16 protein-coding genes are annotated in these 17,181 nt (G+C 66.9%); 7 read left to right on the top strand and 9 right to left on the bottom strand.

Annotation, left to right across the window (positions count from 1 at the left end; genetic code table 11):
- Positions 1-24: 24 nt before the first annotated feature.
- From ACN28I_RS13725 to rtcR, 3 genes are all read right to left on the bottom strand, one after another.
- Positions 25-1,374 (bottom strand): hypothetical protein, encoded by a 1,350-nt coding sequence (locus ACN28I_RS13725; protein ID WP_420942488.1) that lies wholly within the window; start codon positions 1,372-1,374, stop codon positions 25-27.
- A gap of 56 nt (positions 1,375-1,430) precedes the next feature.
- Positions 1,431-2,837, bottom strand: a complete 1,407-nt coding sequence (locus ACN28I_RS13720; protein ID WP_420942487.1) for an MATE family efflux transporter — start codon at positions 2,835-2,837, stop codon at positions 1,431-1,433.
- A 90-nt stretch (positions 2,838-2,927) separates the two neighbouring features.
- Positions 2,928-4,565: an RNA repair transcriptional activator RtcR gene (gene rtcR, locus ACN28I_RS13715; RefSeq protein ID WP_420942486.1), complete on the bottom strand. Its 1,638-nt coding sequence runs from the start codon at positions 4,563-4,565 to the stop codon at positions 2,928-2,930.
- A 139-nt stretch (positions 4,566-4,704) separates the two neighbouring features.
- On the opposite strand from rtcR, the gene ACN28I_RS13710 reads away from it, so the two are divergent.
- From ACN28I_RS13710 to ACN28I_RS13700, 3 genes are all read left to right on the top strand, one after another.
- Positions 4,705-5,940, top strand: coding sequence for an RtcB family protein (locus tag ACN28I_RS13710; RefSeq protein WP_420942485.1), 1,236 nt, complete (start codon positions 4,705-4,707; stop codon positions 5,938-5,940).
- Between the two features lie 233 nt (positions 5,941-6,173).
- A complete protein-coding gene (rtcA, locus tag ACN28I_RS13705; protein WP_420942484.1) occupies positions 6,174-7,190 on the top strand; it encodes an RNA 3'-terminal phosphate cyclase in 1,017 nt (338 codons plus the stop codon).
- A 142-nt stretch (positions 7,191-7,332) separates the two neighbouring features.
- The gene (locus ACN28I_RS13700) at positions 7,333-7,983 is read left to right on the top strand and encodes a hypothetical protein (RefSeq protein WP_420942483.1); all 651 of its coding nucleotides are present in this window, start codon (positions 7,333-7,335) and stop codon (positions 7,981-7,983) included.
- A gap of 218 nt (positions 7,984-8,201) precedes the next feature.
- Here the strand turns inward: ACN28I_RS13700 and ACN28I_RS13695 are convergent, their stop codons facing one another.
- The 5 genes from ACN28I_RS13695 to ACN28I_RS13675 all read right to left on the bottom strand — a co-directional run bounded on the left by ACN28I_RS13695 (position 8,202) and on the right by ACN28I_RS13675 (position 12,156).
- Positions 8,202-9,590: an IS1380 family transposase gene (locus ACN28I_RS13695; protein ID WP_420940962.1), complete on the bottom strand. Its 1,389-nt coding sequence runs from the start codon at positions 9,588-9,590 to the stop codon at positions 8,202-8,204.
- Positions 9,591-9,886: 296 nt separating this feature from the next.
- A complete protein-coding gene (locus tag ACN28I_RS13690; RefSeq protein ID WP_420942482.1) occupies positions 9,887-10,531 on the bottom strand; it encodes a glutathione S-transferase domain-containing protein in 645 nt (214 codons plus the stop codon).
- A 103-nt stretch (positions 10,532-10,634) separates the two neighbouring features.
- The gene (locus ACN28I_RS13685) at positions 10,635-11,471 is read right to left on the bottom strand and encodes a hypothetical protein (RefSeq protein WP_420942481.1); all 837 of its coding nucleotides are present in this window, start codon (positions 11,469-11,471) and stop codon (positions 10,635-10,637) included.
- Positions 11,468-11,737: a hypothetical protein gene (locus tag ACN28I_RS13680; RefSeq protein ID WP_420942480.1), complete on the bottom strand. Its 270-nt coding sequence runs from the start codon at positions 11,735-11,737 to the stop codon at positions 11,468-11,470. The genes ACN28I_RS13685 and ACN28I_RS13680 overlap by 4 nt, the downstream gene beginning before the upstream one ends.
- A 188-nt stretch (positions 11,738-11,925) precedes the next feature.
- Entirely contained in the window at positions 11,926-12,156 is a 231-nt protein-coding gene (locus tag ACN28I_RS13675) for a hypothetical protein (RefSeq protein ID WP_420942479.1), read from the bottom strand.
- 169 nt (positions 12,157-12,325) lie between these two features.
- On the opposite strand from ACN28I_RS13675, the gene ACN28I_RS13670 reads away from it, so the two are divergent.
- Positions 12,326-13,843, top strand: a complete 1,518-nt coding sequence (locus ACN28I_RS13670) for a 3-hydroxyacyl-CoA dehydrogenase NAD-binding domain-containing protein (protein WP_420942478.1) — start codon at positions 12,326-12,328, stop codon at positions 13,841-13,843.
- Positions 13,844-13,954: 111 nt separating this feature from the next.
- The gene (locus tag ACN28I_RS13665) at positions 13,955-14,167 is read left to right on the top strand and encodes a hypothetical protein (RefSeq protein WP_420948634.1); all 213 of its coding nucleotides are present in this window, start codon (positions 13,955-13,957) and stop codon (positions 14,165-14,167) included.
- An 82-nt stretch (positions 14,168-14,249) separates the two neighbouring features.
- On the opposite strand, the gene ACN28I_RS13660 is transcribed toward ACN28I_RS13665, so the two are convergent.
- Positions 14,250-14,939: a hypothetical protein gene (locus ACN28I_RS13660; protein ID WP_420942477.1), complete on the bottom strand. Its 690-nt coding sequence runs from the start codon at positions 14,937-14,939 to the stop codon at positions 14,250-14,252.
- Positions 14,940-15,167: 228 nt separating this feature from the next.
- Here ACN28I_RS13660 and ACN28I_RS13655 point away from each other — a divergent pair, with 228 nt between their 5' ends.
- Both ACN28I_RS13655 and ACN28I_RS13650 read left to right on the top strand, forming a co-directional pair.
- Positions 15,168-16,313, top strand: coding sequence for a response regulator (locus ACN28I_RS13655; RefSeq protein WP_420942476.1), 1,146 nt, complete (start codon positions 15,168-15,170; stop codon positions 16,311-16,313).
- Between the two features lie 44 nt (positions 16,314-16,357).
- Complete coding sequence (locus ACN28I_RS13650) at positions 16,358-17,107, top strand: YebC/PmpR family DNA-binding transcriptional regulator (protein ID WP_420942475.1); 750 nt, start codon at positions 16,358-16,360, stop codon at positions 17,105-17,107.
- The last annotated feature ends 74 nt before the right edge of the window (positions 17,108-17,181 follow it).

Genomic DNA, 17,181 nt, shown 5'->3' with positions numbered 1-17,181 from the left:
CGCCCGGCGAGCGGGCGGAGTGGCTCAGCCGATGCGGCCGATCTCCGCGCCGCGCTCGTAGACGGTGATGGGGCCGTCCTCGGAGACATGGATGGCCACGCCGCGGAAGCTGGCGCGCCAGGCGGCGAGCATGCGGGCCCCGGGCATGCTGGGCTCGCGCACGCCGAGACGGGCGATCTCCTTGGGGCTGGAGACCATGCAGGCGATGTCGAGCACGCTGCCGTCGCTGTCGAGCACGACGGCGCCATCGGTGGCGGCGGCGGCGGCGATGACCTGGCGCTGGGCCCAGACGGAGATGTTCTGGCCACGGAGGCTGCGGCGCAGGTGGCTGTTGGCGGCCAGGGGGTGGCCGTGATCGGGGATGAGGTCGGTGAGCTCGTTGCGCGAGTCGAGCAGACAGAAGAGGGCGCCGGTGCGCTCGTAGGCCAGGTCCATGGCGGCGCGGAGCACACCGACGACGACGTCCTCGCGGAAGCGGGAGGAGATGCGCTCGTGGAGGGCCTCGTAGTCGAGGACGCGCCAGTGGCCGTGGGACTTCTGGAAGACGGAGCCCTTGCCGCTGAGGATGAAGAGATCGTTCTGGGGCGAGGTCACCAGCGCGACGTCGTGGGTGGCATGGGCGAGCACGGCCTGGACGGGGACGAGCGTCTCGTGGGGCGCGTAGCGGAGGGCGGCCTCATTGCGGTCCACCTCGGTGAGCGAGATGAAGCCGATGATGCTGCCGGACTGCATGCTGCCGAGCAGGGCGACGCGGCGGCCGTCGACGACGGTGCGGATCCACTTCTCGCGCAGCAGGGCGTTCTCGATGGAGAGGCCACCGGGGAGGGGGATGAACTTGTTCTGGAGCTTCTGGACGAGCCGGCTGGCCTTGCGGGCGATGATGAGACAGTGGCGGACGTTGCGGCCCTCGTAGGTGAGGGCCATGGAGTCCTCCATGGCGCGGACCCAGTTGGACATCTTGTGGGGCCGGTAGTTGAGGTAGCGGGCAACGGCGCGGCGCAACCGGGTCTGCTCGAGCGCGGCCCAATGCTCGTCGAGGGAGCGCGCCGAGGAGACGTGGGTCAGGTCGTCATTGAAGACGCGGCAGAAGGAGCGGGCGAAGTGGCTGTCGCTGACGCGGACGGGGCGGCGCAGGTCGATGAGGAGGCCGGCCTGGGGCGTGGGCTGGTCGAAGTAGAGGAGGGCGGCGAGACGGCGCTCGTCGAGGGGGAGCACCTTGGGCTTGAGCGCGGCGCGCGGGCCGAGCTCTTCCACGTGCGCGGCGAGCTCGTCCGACGACAGCGAGGACGTGGTGCTGCCGGGGAAGATGTCCTTGAAGGCGGTGGCCAGCGATGCGAGCGCATCGATGACGACGAGGGGCCTGCGCGTTCGCATCGGAGGACCATTCTAGGCAGGTCGTTCGAAGTTCCCCCACAAAAGGGCGGGGGGCTTCAACCGGCGGCTGCCACCGCGGCGGGCTGCTCGACCGCCGGTCCGACGAGCGACTGCCTCTCCCAGGCCCGGCTCCTCCACCGGAACCAGAAGATGATGCCGCGCGTCCATTCGTCCGCCGAGACGGCGAGCCAGACGCCGGCCAGGCCCAGGTTCATCTTGAAGACGAACAGGTAGCCCAGGGACAGGCTCAGGCAGGCCATCGAGAGAAAGCCGATGTAGACGGTGAAGGTGGCGTCTCCGGCGGCCCGCAGGGCATTGACCAGGACGAGGTTGAAGGACCGCCCGGTCTCGAGGATGAGGCTCAGGACGATGACCTGGGAGGTCAGCCGGATGATATCGCCATTCACCGTGAACAGCCGGACCAGGGGCTCGCGGAGCAGGATCGCGGCCACATCCACCAGGACGGTGATCGCCACGCTCCACTTCAGGCTCCGCAGGGCCTGACGGTACGCGTCATCCCGGCGGTTGGCCCCCACCAGCCGCCCGATGAGGATGGACGTCCCGATGCCGATGGCGAGGCTGAACAGGAAGACGTACTGGGAGATCGCATGGGCGTACTGCCTGGAGGCCAGGGCCGTGGAGCCGAGGAAGGTGACGTAGTACAGGAACACCGTCTGGCAGGCGTGGTAGGTCATCTGCTCGACGGCGGAAGGGACGCCCACCTTGAGGATCTTCCGGATGTAGTCGCCCGGGAAGGCCACGTAGTCCCGAGGCTTCATCCGGACGTCCATCACCCGGTAGAGCATCCAGATGAAGACGGCGAGCGCGACGGAGCGGCTCAGCACGGTGGAGATGGCGGCCCCGGCCACGCCCAGCTCCGGGAAGCCGGCCTTGCCGAAGATGAGCAGGTAGTTGCCGAGCACGTGGACCACGTTCATGCCCAGCGAGACGTACATGGACTGCTTGGTGAAGCCGTAGGTACGGATCAGGCTGGAGAAGACGTTGATGAGCGCCTGGATGAAGAGGAATCCGCCCGCGATGCCCATGTACGTCCGCGCATGGGCCAGCACCGGGCCCTGCAGGTTCATGTGGGTCAGGATGGCGTTGCCGAACAGCAGCAGGCCCGCGCTGACCACGAGCCCGAGCAGGAAGTTGAGCGTGATGGAGAGGGCGGAGATCCGGGCGGCCTCCTGCGCCCTTCGGGCGCCGATGTACTGGGCCACGACGATGGAGGCGCCGTTGCTGATGACCTCCATGATGAGGATGCAGAGGAAGATGTACTGATTGACGACGCCGACCGCGGAGACGGCATCGTCGGAGACGCCGCTGAGCATCAGCGTGTCCGCCGTGCCCATCATCATGAATAGTAGGAACTCAAAGAAGATGGGCCACGTCAGCCGCAACAGCCCCAGCGCGGGTTGTTCGGATGCCGTTCCAGGATGCAGCACCGTCTCGCTCGTCACGCGCGGGCGTTTCTCACGACTGCTCCCCGGCGTCGAGTGGCCCGTAGGCGCTTGTCCGCCTGCTCACTCGTGACTCCGGTGTGACTTCGCTCAGGCCACCTCGGCGGCCCCGCGTCCCGAGACGTCGGCCCAGCTCAGCCCGAAGCGGGTGAGATACTTCCGCAGCCGGTCCGCGTCGTTGACGCTTTTCTTCTGTGCCCGCGACTGCGCGAAGAGGGCTCGCCCCGCGTCGGACAGGGAGCGCGCCTGCCGACACACGGCGAGCACCTCCCCGAGCTGCGCTCGATCGAACCGGTCCAGCGCCTCGGCGCGCTCCTCTCCGAGCACTTCCAGCACGAGGTCCACCGCCGCCTGCGGCCTCGGCCCGCTCCTGGCCCAGGCGGCGCGCAGCCGTTCCAGCTCTTCGTCCACGCCCTCGCGGGTGATGCGTCCACCGGGCGCGAGCGTCGCCATCCGCAGCACCGCCGCGTTGAGATCCCTGAAGTTCCCGCTCCAGCGCGCCGCGGGTGAGGTGGCGAAGCGCAGGAAGTGCTCCTGGGCCTCCTTGTTCATCGTCACCCGCGTCTCCAGCACCTGCGAGGCCTGGTCCAGCTCGTAGAGGAGGTTGGGCGGGATGTCCTCGGGCCGTTCGCACAGGGGCGGCAGCCGGAAGGTCCACAGGTTGATGCGCGCCAGCAAGTCCTCCCGGAAGCGCCCGCGCTCCACCTCGGCCTGCAGATCCCTGTTGGTGCCCGCGATGAGTTGGAAGTCACTCTCCGCCTCCTTGTCCGAGCCCACCGGCAGGAAGCGTTTGTCCTCGAGCGCCCGCAGCAGCATGGCCTGCTCGTCCGCGCCCAGCTCGCCAATCTCATCCAGGAACAGCACGCCGCCGTGGGCCTGGCGCAGCAGCCCCGGCCGGTCTCCCACCGCCCCGGTGAAGGAGCCCTTCACGTGGCCGAAGAGCGCGGACATGGCCCCATCCCCGCGCAGCGTGGCGCAGTTGATGTCCACGAACGGGCCATTCACGTGCCGCCGCGTCTTCTTCAGTTGGTAGATGCGTTTGGCGAGCTGCGACTTGCCCGCTCCCGTGGGCCCGGTGAGCAACAGCGGGGCGCGCGAGCTCGTGGCCACCTGCTCGATGCGCTCGATGAGCCGGTTGAAGGCCGCGTTGTGCGTGTCGATGCCCGCCTTGAGGAAGGACAGGCCCGCGCGCTGCTCCTGCTCGAAGCGCCTCGCCAGCGTGTCGTACTTGGAGAGGTCCAGGTCGATGATGGCATGGACGCCCGGCCTCCCCTGGTCCCGGACTCCCTGGGGCGGCGACGTCTGCACCAGCCGCCCGGGGATGTGCCGGCTCTCCACCAGGAGGAACATGGAGATTTGAACGATGTGCGTCCCGGTGGTGATGTGGACGAGGTAGTCCTCGTGCTCGGGGTGGAAGGGGTAGGCCTTCGCGTAGTCGAGCAGCGCGCCGTACGTCTCCTCCAGGTCCCACGGGTTGCGGATGTTCAGCTCGGTGGGGCGCACCTGCGTCTCCGGTGACACCTGGGCGATGTCCTCCACCACCGTCTGGAGGAGTTCGGCATTTCCCGGCAGCGCGAGCAGTTCGAACCGGTGCACGAGCAGGTCCTCCTGCTGACACAGCCCCACGGTGGGGCGCCACTTCTCCCACCGCTTGGGCCCCCGCGCCATGTCGAGCGTCGTGCCCAGCATCCCGAACACCACCGTCTCACGCGTCCGCGTCTTCGCCATACGGATAGGACTTTATCCCAACGGATAGGAAATGGGGCGGGGGAGTCGTGCCCTCCCTCGGAAAGGGGCTGGCACGCGCCCTGCTCTAGGTCCTCGCGTGCCCGGCACGGCCCGGGCGAACGGACTGAAGGAGACGGTCATGCAGACGCAGCGCGGCTACGAGGTGGTGACGAACGAGGCGGGTGGGGTGCCCATCAAGGCGTGGACGGTGGGCGTGCCGTTCGAGGACGAGGCGAAGAAGCAGCTGCGCGCGATGGCGTCCCTGCCGTTCATCCACAAGTGGATCGCCGTGATGCCGGACGTGCACCGCGGCTTCGGCGCGACGGTGGGGAGCGTGGTGGCGACGGCGGGCGCGGTGATTCCGGCCGCGGTGGGCGTGGACATCGGCTGCGGGATGATCGCCGTGCGCACGACGCTGCGCGCGGAGCAGCTCCCGGACTCGCTCGGGAAGGTGCGCTCGGCCATCGAGAAGGCGGTGCCGCACGGCCGGACCGATAACGGTGGCCGCAATGACCGGGGCGCGTGGAAGGACTCGCCCACCCCGCACCTCGAGGCCTGGGCCCGCCTGAAGCCCGGCTATGACGCCATCCTGGCGAAGCACCCGCGCCTGGGCCGAGGCCCGGACCTGGGTCACCTCGGCACGCTGGGCACGGGGAACCACTTCATCGAGGTGTGCCTGGATGAGGCGGGCCAGGTGTGGCTGATGCTGCACAGCGGCTCGCGCGGGGTGGGGAACCGGATTGGAAGCCACTTCATCGAGCTGGCGAAGGAGGACATGCGCCGCTTCTTCATCCACCTTCCCGAGGCGGACCTGGCGTACCTGCCCGAGGGGACGGAGTACTTCAAGGACTACCTGCACGCGGTGAGCTGGGCGCAGGAGTACGCGGCGACGAACCGGGAGCTGATGTTGCGCTCGGTGGTGGAGGCGCTGAAGGCGAGCGGTGAGCTGCCGGAGTTCGAGCTCACCGAGGCGGCGGTGAACTGCCACCACAACTACGTGGCGCGCGAGTCGCACTACGGGAAGAACGTATTGGTGACGCGGAAGGGGGCGGTGCGTGCGCGCGAGGGGGACCTCGGGATCATCCCCGGCAGCATGGGGGCGCGCTCGTACATCGTGCGAGGGAAGGGGAACGCGGAGGCGTTCCACTCGTGCAGCCACGGTGCGGGCCGGGTGATGTCGCGAGAGGCGGCGAAGCGGCGCTTCACGCTGGAGGACCACGCGAAGGCGACGGCGGGCATCGAGTGCCGCAAGGACGCGGAGGTCATCGACGAGACGCCCGGTGCGTACAAGCCGATCGACGCGGTGATGACGGCGCAGGCGGACCTGGTGGATGTGGTCCACACGCTGCGTCAGGTGGTGTGCGTGAAGGGCTGAGGGGAGTGGACGAGAGGGGTTCCCGGCGAAGGAGGGACACATGAGGGGATAGAGACAATGAGATGCCCGCTCTCTCCGAGACTTCGGTCGCCAGGATGAGGGAGCGGGCATCGCTACGTGCGGGCAGTGCGCAGTATCCTCCCGCCGCGCGTCCTCCCCTCTCCCCTCGGGAGAGGGTCGGGGTGAGGGTGCCGGGGACCTTGGGTTGGCTCAGTGGAATTGAGGGTTCAGTGATGATTCGCATCGATGGTTCGAAGGGAGAGGGCGGAGGGCAGGTGCTGCGCACGTCGCTGGCGCTGTCGCTGGTGACGGGGAAGCCCTTCCAGATGGTGAATATCCGCGCGGGACGGTCGAAGCCGGGGCTGCTGCGCCAGCACCTGACGGCGGTGAAGGCGGCGGCGTCGGTGGGGGACGCGGAGCTGGAGGGGGCGGAGCTGCACTCGAAGGAACTGACGTTCCGTCCGAGGAGCCTGAAGTCGGGGGACTACCACTTCGCGGTGGGGACGGCGGGGAGCGCGACGCTGGTGCTGCAGACGGTGCTGCCGGCGCTGCTGGGGGCGAGCGGGCCGTCGACGCTGGTGCTCGAGGGAGGGACGCACAATCCGGCGGCGCCGCCGTTCGACTTCCTGACGAAGGCATACCTGCCGCTGGTGCGGCGGATGGGGCCGGGCGTGGAGGCCACACTGGACCGGCCCGGTTTCTTCCCGGCGGGGGGAGGGAAGTTCGATGTGCTCGTGCAGCCCGCGCCGCTGAAGCCCTTGCACCTGATGGAGCGAGGGAACGTGGTGCGGCGGCAGGCGACGGCGATGATCGCGCAGGTGCCGTACGACGTGGCGAAGCGGGAGATGGAGACGGTGGGGCGGAAGCTCGGGTGGCTCCAGGAGGAGCGGCGGGTGGAGGAGTTGAAGCGCTCGGCGGGGCCGGGGAACGTGGTGTGCCTGGAGGTGGAGAGCGAGCACGTCACGGAGGTGTTCACCGGATTCGGTGAGCGGGGCGTGCGAGCGGAGGACATCGCCGAGGCCGTGGCGGAGGAGGCGCGGGTCTACCTGGAGGCCGGTGTGCCCGTGGGGCACCACCTGTGTGATCAGCTCATGCTGCTGCTGGCGCTGGCCCGAGGGGGCTCGTTCCGGACCCTGCCGCTCGATGGGCATGCGCAGACGCAGATCGAGACGTTCGCGCACTTCCTGGACGTGAAGGTTTCCGTCAACGAAGTGTCACCGCAAGTGCGCGAAATCTTAGTTGAAGCTTGATAGAGGTAGGCAGGGACTGGGCACTCGGAATTGTATGTTTGTAGCCGTTCACCAATTCATGTGTCGTTGGTGAACAGCGGAGCGTCCAGTGTTACGCCAATGCGATTCATTCGAGTCGGCTAAAGATCGAGGAGGCAGTTGAATGGCCATTGCGGACATTCGTAATAATCAGCACTTCGAACCGTTGGGTATCTACGCCCTCGCCTTTCTGGATTCCGCATCGGCACTGTTCCGCCGCGCTGATGAAGGGATTGGTATGGTCGACTATGCCATCTACCCGGCGGCGTTCAACTTACGACATGGTCTGGAATTATTCATCAAGCAGATGAGTATTTACGCTGCGTATGAGATGAAGGACCCGGCCCTTCTCTACCTTCCTGGTCACGGTTTGGAGCAGGCTTGGCAGTCCGTGAAGGAGTATGTAACTGACATCGTTGACCATGACTACAGCGGCGAACGCGACGAGGCCTTGAGCCATCTCGACGTGGTGACTACCACCATCGAGGAACTGCACGAGATGGATCCCCGAGGCACGCTCTTCCGGTATCCGGAAGACGTTAAGGACGTCAAGAAGAAGAAACCCCGCGCGCGAACTGATCAGCCACCGCCCTTCGACATGGTGAATCTGGCCGACTGGGCAGCCATCTCCGCGTCCACCTTCGACGCCGTTCAGTACCTGCTCAACAACGGTCATGATCGCGCGGAATCGCTCGCGCACCAGCGCGGCGATCCACCGCTCCACTTCCATGAGACCGTCATGAAAAGGGGTGAGGAGGGTGCCAAGGAGAAATAGGCGTAGCGCTCATGTGAGCTGAGGGCATGTCGGTCGTCTTTCGCTCGGCCTAGCCCGGATTTGTCACACCGGGCACGGACATAGGGCTGGTGTCGCGGCGTAGCCTGCTGGTGGCCGCGAGCCTGGCCTCGCGTCGGTTCTGGCTCCGGTAACGGGCAAAGCTCCGCCCTCTCCAGCCGGAGTCGGACCCGCGCGAGGTTGTCAAAGAGCTGCGGACGTCAGGAGGGCGCGGGGACGGAGAGCAGTTGCTCGGCGATGCGCGCGAAGAGGTCTCGCACCGGGGCGGCAGCGCTCAGGGACAGGACGACGCGGCGGACGCTCACGCGGACAATGGCAGCGACCTTCAGCAGCTTGAGCCGGAGGGTGCCCGCCTGCGCGCGCTCGAGTTCCGTGCCCTTCAGGCCGAAGTGCCGCAGCAGGTTGAGCAGCACGTAGGCCACGGAGGCAAACCACAGGCGCAGTTGGTTGGCGCGTAGGGTGTGGGCGCTGGTGCGGTCGGCGAAGAGGTCCAGCTGCTGCTCTTTTATCCGGTTCTCCATGTCGCCGCGCGCGCAGTAGAGCTCCTCGTAGAGCGAGCGCGCGGGGTGCTCCTTGTCGGACAAGGACGTCACGACGAAGCGCGGGTTGTGCTTGTCGCCCAGCCACTCCGCCTTGGCCACCACGCGGCGCTCCCGAGTCCAGGAGTCCTGAGTCCGGTAGCGCAGCTCGCGGTAGGCACGTGTCGGTGCTCCATCGCGTTCCTCCAGCGACACCTTGCGCACCAGCTGCGAGTCCGCCGCAATCATCTCCTCCAGCCGCTTGTTGCGGGCCAGGCCGAAGACGAAGTCGACGCCGTTGTCTTCGCACCACGTCATGAGGCCATCTCTCGCGAAGCCAGAGTCCGCACGCAGCACGATGCGTGTGGCGGGCCAGCGCGCGCGAATGCGGGCCACAATGCGCTCCACCTCCTCCAGTGCGCCCTCCGACGCGTCGATGCCGGAGGTCCGCAGCTTCGCGCACAGCAGGAAGTCTCCGGCGAAGATGTAGAGCGGCAGGTAGCAGTAATTGCCGTAGTAGCCGTGGAAGAAGCGGCCTTCCTGCGTGCCGTGGATGGGGTCGTCGGTGGCGTCCAGGTCCAGCACCACCTCACGCAGCGGACGGCGGTGCGCGTCGAGGAAGGCGTCGACGAAGAAGTGCTCAATGGCTTGCGCGTCGTAAACCACTTTGCGGTAGCGCGCCTGCGCCGTCGCATCCGCCGGCGTCAACTCCAGCCGGTTGAGCGTGCTGGGGCTGGCCAGCTGCCGCGCCGGGTCCGCCTTGCCCACCACCGCTGCCAGCAGCGGGTCATGACGCAGCGCCGCGTGGTCCACCAGGTCCTCGTAGCCGCAGGCGATGCCGAAGACGCGCTGGCGCACCAGCTCCTCCACCGAGTGGTGGATGAGGTCCGGGTCGCGAAGGTCACGAAAACAGGCCGCGAACTTGCGCATCAGCCCGAAGCGCTGGTCGAGCCGATGCAGCAGCACCAAGCCCCCATCGGAGGAGATGTGCTCCGCGTCGAACGCGGCCACCAGTTTTCGGCGGCCAACGGCATCGAACTCCAGCTGCTTCGGGGTACACTCTGTTTTCACCGCGTAGCTCCTACCGGTAGATGGAAAGCCTTGAGAACTCTCCACTTATCAGTCGGCCGCTACGCGGTGCTCCCTCTACACGTGATCGATCCGGGCTAGCCGACCTGAATCCTGCAGAACCCTCCCGCGTGCTACCTATTGCCCTTCCCTGACAAGAAGAAGCGACGTGTCTCCTGCCTCGCAGAGGACTGTCGGGTAGGCAGGGGCGCCTCGGTGTCCCGCTGAAAGTGTCAGATGCTTTCCAGCTCAGGATCCAAAGAGGGAGAGGCTGGGGGCCCTCCAACCATGCATCCGCCTTATTGCGCGTCGAAGCGATACGTGGTCTCGCCGATGGAGGCCCGCGTCGCGAACTGCTGACAGAACTTGTTCAGCTCGGAGTAGGAGGCAGTCGGCAGAACGTCCCGGAACTCCAAATGGGCCACGAGGCAGAAGAGCGAGACCTCCAGGTAGCTCAGGTCCCGGTGCTGCGGGAGTGCGGCGAGCACGGACCTCGCGTTTTCCTCCAGCCACGACATCATGTTGACCAGGCTCTGCCGCATTTTTGTGTGATGAGCGCTGTCGCCGGTGCCACCCAGCTTGCCCATGATCAGCGCCACTTCCGTCGACATGGCCTGAAGAACGAGTTCTTGCGCATTGGCGAGCAACGGTTCGTCGTGATCCTCCGGCCATACTACATGGGGTCTGGGGCTCGACCGCCGCCATAGCTCGCGACAGACATTGAGAGAACCGAACCAGACACCTCGAGGCGTCTGCAAGGACGGTATTTTGAGCGCGGGGTTGCCGCCGTAATCCTCCGGATTGGAGGACATGAGATCGCGCACCACCCGGAAGGAGTAGTCGACGTGCATCTCCGCGGCGAAGATCCGCGCGACGCGCGTGAAGTGTGAGCTCGAGCGGCCGATGATGACAGGTCTGGCGAGTTCTTCGAGCGCCGCGGGCATGCGTGTTCCTCCAATCCGGGGAGCGATACGAGGCAACCGTAGGCGTTTCCCCGCGCAGTGTACAAGCCGGAAGGGGTCCGGTCTTGAGCCCGGGCGGTGGCAGTTACTCGTCCTCTCCTTCGGTTTCCGCCCCATCTTGTTGCTCGACGGCCCTCTTCCTCTCTTCCCACTCCGCCAGGGCAGAGGCCACATGGTGGAGCGTGTGGCGTTTCAGCCTCTTGTGATGCACCGCGAGGTATGGCTCCCCGGCGATTGACACGAAGGCAAAGGGAGCGGCTGGGTGGTCCGTCAGCCACGCCTTTGCTTCCGCACGGGTTCCAAAAGATGGCGTCGAGGGAGGGATTCCACTTGCGGCGAGTCCTTCGATGTATGGCTCGATCATGTACTCCCGGTACATGAAACGAGTGTTGTCTTCACGGTCGTACACGGCCTGATAATACTCATCGCCAATGAGTATGAACGACGGACTGGGTGGCTCTGTGGGGCCCTTCAGCCATGCCTCCGCCTCGTCGCGCGTCGTGAAATGAGCGATGGCGAGCGGAGCATAATCGAGGCGATTGTTGACGTAGTCTTCGCAAGCATCGAGTTGTCCGGTGTCGGCGATGAAATTGATCAAGCGGATGAGGGTGCTCGCCGACTGCTGCTGATCAGGCGCAGCTGGCTCGTCGAAAGCCTTCAAGAGAAGTTCCATGACCCGTTGCGAGGTCGCCGCATCCTTGCGCGACTCAAGAGCGGTGCTCACGTGGGGGCGGACTGTGGGCGCGATCCCCTTGAGGTAGTCTTCAAACAGGTAGACTTGGCCTGTCGCGTCTATGAAATCTCTGTACACGTTCGTCTGCGCCCAGAGCCGCTGTTCTTCTTTTCTGCCGTCGAACCCCGCTGCGCGCCACTGAGAGGAGGTGAATCGTGCTGCGCTATTGAGAGAATCAAAGATGCTCACCGGGTAGCCTCCGCGATGGTGGGGGCGGGGAACCCGGAGGGAATCTCCGCGACAAAAACGAGCGGCATCAGGATGAGCGCACCTCCGCCCGAGGCAGCGACCGCCGCAACGAAGGCGACTCCTGCGATGACGATGACGGAGCCTGCGAGAATTTCCTCACGGTGAGTCTTGAGCCAGTCAACCGCGGGCTCTATCGCATGGAACTCCGCAGCATATTCGTTGGCCCAACTGCCTCGTCCCTTCGTGCACTGAACAGCTTGTTCCATGCAATACCTCGGACACCACCATGTCCTGGCTTGGCGCCACGGCTGTGTTTTGACATCGTCGTATTTCACATGGCCAACCTGGACCGGCCTGCTACTCGCGAGGCAGTCCTGCTGGCACTGAACCCGCCGGCCTTCGCAGTACCCCTTCAAGCCCGCAGAGGAGACGCGCACGATTCCCCTGTTCAAGTTCATCGCGCTCGGGCGTATTGGAACTTCGTCAAGTCGAAGTACTTGAGCGGTTTCCAATCGTGCGTGACCCGCCCGTCCGGCAGTTCCTGGATGATGAGCACGTACCTGGCCAGGTCGTGCAGTCCAGTGGGGCCTTGGGCCGCAACGATGGGCTGGGTGACGCTACAGGAAACAAGGAGAAGACCGAGGCTCGCTGCCGTGAGCTTCCGCGCGAGCGTTCTGGTGGACATGCAGGATTCCTGGCGTGGTGTTCCAGGCATCCTCTCGATACCCGGCGAAGGCGAGACCATAGAGGGAGTGAGGTGACGGCACACCTGGTCTCTGAAGAGGGGATTGCCTCCACCCCCGGGAGCGGGGATTCTCTCGTCCATGGAATCCAGGCGAATCAAGAGAATCGGAATGGTAGGGGGTGGTGCCATGGGGTGCGGCATCGCGCTTGAGTTCGCCACCGCGGGCCGGCAGGTGACGCTCTACAACACCCGCCCGGAGAGCAGTGCCCAGGCTCAGGTGCGCATCGAGCGTGATGCGGCGCTGATGGTGGAGACGGGGCTCCTCTCCCCGGCGCAGGCCTCCGCCGCGCTCGGGCGCATCCGGCGCACCACCGTCCTCGCCGAGGCTGCTGCGGACCAGGACTTCGTCATCGAGTCCGTCCCCGAGGATCTCGCCGTCAAGCAGCGGGTCTTCCGGGAACTGGATGGGCTCGCGTCGCCGGACACCATCCTCGCCTCCAACACCACCGCCCTCAGCGTGACCGCGATCGCCAGGGATTGCTCCCGGCCCGAGCGTGTCCTCTCCGCGCACTACTACCTGCCCGCGCACCTCGTCCCCCTCGTGGATGTCATCCCCGGCGAGAAGACGTCCCCGGACGTCGTCGAGGCCACCCGGCTCCTGCTCGAGGAGGTGGGCAAGGCTCCGGTGGTGTTCCAACGGGATGTGCCCGGCTCCGTGGGTCCCCGCCTTCAGCAGGCGTTGATCGCCGAGGCCCTCCGCCTCGTCCAGGAGGGCGTGGCCACCCCGGACATGGTGGACCGGATCATTACCCAGGGCATCGGGCGGCGCCTCGGGGTCACCGGCGTCTTCGACCGGTTGGATCTCGTGGGGCTGGACCAGATGGCGGCCATCATGCGCGGCTCCGGCCGCCCCGTGCCTCCGGTCATCGCGCAGAAGGTCGAGCGGGGAGAAGCTCGGGCTGAAGTCGGGGCAGGGCTTCTATCCGTGGACACCCGATGCCACCGCCGCCTTCGAGGAGCGCGTGGCCCGCCATCTCAGCTCCCAGCTCCGCGAGGAGCGTGCCGCGGGCCGGCTGCGCACCCCTTCCTCCGAGGTGGAGCCGTGATGCCCGACACCGTGTTGCTGGACCTGTCGGTGCTCGCCGACTTCTTCGGCGACTCGGTGCGTGAGTACGAGTCGTGCACCCCCGAGCTCCCGCCTCGCTGCTGGGCCATCCTGCTCGGGCGCTTCACCGAGGACGCCATGTCCGTGGAGCGCGTCCGCTTCGCGCGCAACATCCGCGAGTCCGACGGCGAGGTGCTCCAGGAGTTCGACTCCACCATCATCCCCCTCTTCGGCGCCTGTTACTCCAATGGCCGCCGCGGTTTCTGGTGCGAGCCCAAGGAGCTCCTGCGCATCACCCAGGAGGCCGAGGCCGAGGGGCTGGAGGTGCTCGGCTCCATCCACCTGCATCCGGATTGGCACCGCATCGGTCCGCCCCATGAGCGCGGCCTCCGCGTCAGCCAGGAGCCCACCCCCATGGACAGGCACCTGTTCTGTGGCTCGGGCTGGCCGCTCAACATGATCCTCTACCTGGAGCGGCGCGAGGGGCGGCTCTATCACTCGCTCGGGGCCTGGGCTCCTCCTCCCGAGTCCGGTGCCAGTTGCCGTTCCCTGGCCCTCCGCTTCACCGTCCACGGGCGCTGAGCTTCCACGAACGGCGCGAGAAGGACCGCTCCTCCGTGGGCGGTTCAACTCGTGAGCATCGTGCTTCCGGCATGTTTAAATAGGGCCGTGGCCGACTTCACCGAAGAGCAGATGAATGACGCGCTCCACCGCGCCAGCCAGGAGCTGTCCTTCCCCTCCTATTACGAGGCCTGTGTCCGGCCCCTGCTGCGCAACCCCGAGGGGCATTGGCCCCGGTGCTGCGCCGGAGGGTGTGAGCCTTGTGCGCAGACCCTGATTCGCGTCGCGCAGCGCACGCTGGAGATTCTCGGCACTCCCCGGGTGACTCCCATTCCGGAGTGGTGAGCACGGGGGCTCCGTGAACCACGGAGCCAACCTGGGGGGCGTGGCACCCTCACCCCGTCCCTCTCCCGAGGGGAGAGGGGCATTAGAAGAGGCGCACTCCCAGGCCCAGGCGCACTCCGTAGCCCAGCCTCGTCTGCGTCACGCCTCGCAGCTCCTTGAACACGTCCACTCCCAGCTCGCCCACCGCCGACAGCGAGAGATCCTCTCCCAGGTAGATCTCCGCTCCTCCTCCCGCCATCGGCTTCACCCGCCACGTCCCGCCCGGGCTCAGCCCCAGCTCGTACGGCACCTCCACCAGCCCCACCGCCGTCACCGTCTCCGCCACCTTCCAGCTCGCGATCACCGCCGGGGTCAACCGCAGGAACCAGCCCTCCAGGTTCTGCTCGTCGAAGTACCGGCTCCCCGTGTTCCCCGTCACCCCGAGCCCCAGCTCCGGCGCCACCGCCCACGCTCCGCTCGTCCACACCTGGCGTCTCGCCACGCCCTCCACCGTCACCGCCAGCCGCAGATAGTCGAACCGCGCCCGCCCTCCTACCTCCCAGCCTCCTGTCCCCTGGCGGTAGGCCGCACCCACCTCCGGCACCCCCACCCACCCGGAGATCGCCGTCGCTCCGTCGGGCAACGCCGCGGGCGCCACCACCGCCCCGAAGTTCTCCCGCTTCGCCTCCAGCCTCACCGCCTCCGCCGTCGCTTCCTCGGGGGCCGCGGCCGTCGTCTCCTGCGCCGCCGCCATCAGCGGCGTGAGCACACACACCAGCATCAGTCGCGTCATAGGCCGCCCACTCTGGCGCCTCGCCCCCCAGCCCGTCGAGCCTTTCCTCTTCCCTCCTGCTGCCGCTTACCCAACAATTTCAAGCCCTTGGCTTTCAGTGCTACCCTTCTCTCGGATATGCCTGGGTCTACTCTCGTTTCGTGGTAGTCTTCTTTCTCGGAATCCTATAGTTTTTTACCTGCAGTGGATGTCCGGTTCCTCCCAGGATCGCCGCTCCAGGAGTCCCTCATGGCCGACAGCTCGCACCGCGCCACCATCCTCGAGCCCGCCCCCTCGTCCGTCTCCGCCGACGTCAGCCCCCGGCAGCGCTCCAAGCGTTTCCGCCCCCGGGTCCTGCTCGTCGAGTCCGACCAGGACGCGCGCTCCGCCCTCGCGCTGGGCCTGGTCAGCGCCGGTTTCGAGGTGCTCGCCGCCCCGGCCATCGAGGACGTCCTCGGGGAGCTGGGCGAGGGCCGGCCGTTGCCGCACCTCGTCATCGCCCCCGCCGAGGCCCACGGGGACGGCATGGACGGCTTCACCTTCTGCGAGCGGCTGCGCGCCGACGCCCGCACCGAGCACCTCCCGGTGTACCTCCTCTCGCATCACGAGGAGCCCCACCACCGCTCGCGCGCCGAGGCCGTGCGCGCCGATGACTGCCTCCCGTGGCCGGTGTCCCCGCAGGTGGTGGTGTCGCTCGCCCGCCTGAAGGCCGGCCGCAGCGCCTTCGCTCCCGCCTACGAGGCCCATACCGTCCGCATGCCCCTGGCCCAGGTCGTCCACGCGCTCCTGTGTGGCTCGCGCTCGGGCCGCGTCGAGCTGCGCGACAACGAGGGCTGGCTCTCCTTCCACCAGGGCCACGTGGTGGACGCCTCCTACGAGGGCGAGCGGGGCCTCACCGCCATCCGCCGCATGCTCCTCTTCGGCTCGGGTGCCTACGCCGTCTCCTTCGCGGAGGTGCTCGCCGAGGGGAAGCTGCTCATCAACCTGAAGATCTACGCCTCGCTGCTCCTGCCGGCCGCCGAGCGTTTCGCCGCCCTGTGCTCCCTGGGCATTCCCCTGTCCGCCCGGCTCGTCGTGGACTTCAAGCGGCTGGCGGACCTGCTCAAGTCCCTGCCCGATGACGTGGGCCAGGTCATCCGCCTCTTCGATGGGCAGCGCACCGTGCACACCGCCCTGCTCGAGTGCGGCCTGCCGGAAGTCACCACCCTGGAGGTGGTGACGTGCCTGTACGCCCAGGGCGTGCTGGTGCCGGCCAACCTCATCGCCGAGCGCGAGCCGGTGCCCCAGTCCATTCCGTCCTTCTTCGAGCCGGTGCTGTCCTCCGAGGCCCTCGAGGAAGAGGAGGAGCCCTTCTCCGAGGCGTTCGGGACCACGGGCCCCTCCCGGGCGGCCTGAGGCGGGCCTGGACCGGCCCCACGCCGGAGGTTAGAAATCCCGCCATGTCCGGTCACAATCGGTGGTCGAAGCTCAAGCGGTACAAGGCCGTGATGGGCGTGAGCAAGGGCAAGCTCTACACGAAGCTCATCAAGGAGCTCACGGTCTCGGCGCGGCTGGGCGGGGGCAGCCCGGAGAGTAATGCCCGGTTGCGCGTGGCCATCCTCGCGGCCCGCGAGGCCAACATGCCCAACGACAACATCCAGCGTGCCATCAAGAAGGGCACCGGCGAGCTGGAGGGCGAGAGCTACGAGGAGATCGTCTACGAGGGCTATGGCCCCGGCGGCGTGGCCGTGCTCGTGGAGTGCCTCACCGACAACCGCAACCGAACCGCCAGCGACATGCGCTCCATGTTCTCCAAGGAGGACGGCAACCTGGGGGCCGAAGGCTCGGTGAGCTGGATGTTCCACAAGAAGGGCCTCATCACCGTGAAGCCCGGCCCCTCCGAGGACGAGGTCATGGAGAAGGCCATCGAAGCTGGCGCCGAGGACGTGCTCAACCACGGCCCCGACGGCTTCGAGGTGCGCACCGCGCCGGTGGACCTGCACGCCGTGGCCTCCAGCCTGGAGCAGTCCGGCCTGAAGCTGGGCGAGCAGAAGTGGACGTACGTCCCGCAGAACACCATCCGCATCGAGGGCGACAACGCCAGGAAGATGCTCAAGCTGATGGAGCTGCTCGAGGACAACGACGACGTGCAGCACGTGCACGCCAACTTCGAGATGGACGAGTCCCTCATGGACTCGCTCTCCGCCTAGCTCTCCGCGTAGTGGGGCGGACGGGCACATCGACAGGGGGGCGGCCCGCGCGTTATAGGGCAGGCTGAACCCCT

The sequence above is a fragment of the Archangium gephyra genome (assembly GCF_049060025.1).
In the GTDB taxonomy this organism is placed as follows: Bacteria; Myxococcota; Myxococcia; order Myxococcales; family Myxococcaceae; genus Archangium; species Archangium gephyra_A.
The sequence above is the reverse complement of the archived record's forward strand: the minus strand, read 5'-3'. Positions and strand labels throughout refer to the sequence as shown.

Bases quoted from the DNA above. Each gene is read 5' to 3' on its own strand.
- ACN28I_RS13650 (WP_420942475.1), top strand. From the start codon at position 16,358: ATGTCCGGTCACAATCGGTGGTCGAAGCTCAAGCGGTACAAGGCCGTG.
- ACN28I_RS13700 (WP_420942483.1), top strand. From the start codon at position 7,333: ATGGCCATTGCGGACATTCGTAATAATCAGCACTTCGAACCGTTGGGT.
- ACN28I_RS13680 (WP_420942480.1), bottom strand. From the start codon at position 11,737: ATGGAACAAGCTGTTCAGTGCACGAAGGGACGAGGCAGTTGGGCCAAC.
- ACN28I_RS13690 (WP_420942482.1), bottom strand. From the start codon at position 10,531: ATGCCCGCGGCGCTCGAAGAACTCGCCAGACCTGTCATCATCGGCCGC.
- ACN28I_RS13670 (WP_420942478.1), top strand. From the start codon at position 12,326: ATGGTAGGGGGTGGTGCCATGGGGTGCGGCATCGCGCTTGAGTTCGCC.
- rtcR (WP_420942486.1), bottom strand. From the start codon at position 4,565: ATGGCGAAGACGCGGACGCGTGAGACGGTGGTGTTCGGGATGCTGGGC.
- ACN28I_RS13655 (WP_420942476.1), top strand. From the start codon at position 15,168: ATGGCCGACAGCTCGCACCGCGCCACCATCCTCGAGCCCGCCCCCTCG.
- ACN28I_RS13665 (WP_420948634.1), top strand. From the start codon at position 13,955: ATGAATGACGCGCTCCACCGCGCCAGCCAGGAGCTGTCCTTCCCCTCC.
- rtcA (WP_420942484.1), top strand. From the start codon at position 6,174: ATGATTCGCATCGATGGTTCGAAGGGAGAGGGCGGAGGGCAGGTGCTG.
- ACN28I_RS13675 (WP_420942479.1), bottom strand. From the start codon at position 12,156: ATGTCCACCAGAACGCTCGCGCGGAAGCTCACGGCAGCGAGCCTCGGT.
- ACN28I_RS13660 (WP_420942477.1), bottom strand. From the start codon at position 14,939: ATGACGCGACTGATGCTGGTGTGTGTGCTCACGCCGCTGATGGCGGCG.
- ACN28I_RS13725 (WP_420942488.1), bottom strand. From the start codon at position 1,374: ATGCGAACGCGCAGGCCCCTCGTCGTCATCGATGCGCTCGCATCGCTG.
- ACN28I_RS13710 (WP_420942485.1), top strand. From the start codon at position 4,705: ATGCAGACGCAGCGCGGCTACGAGGTGGTGACGAACGAGGCGGGTGGG.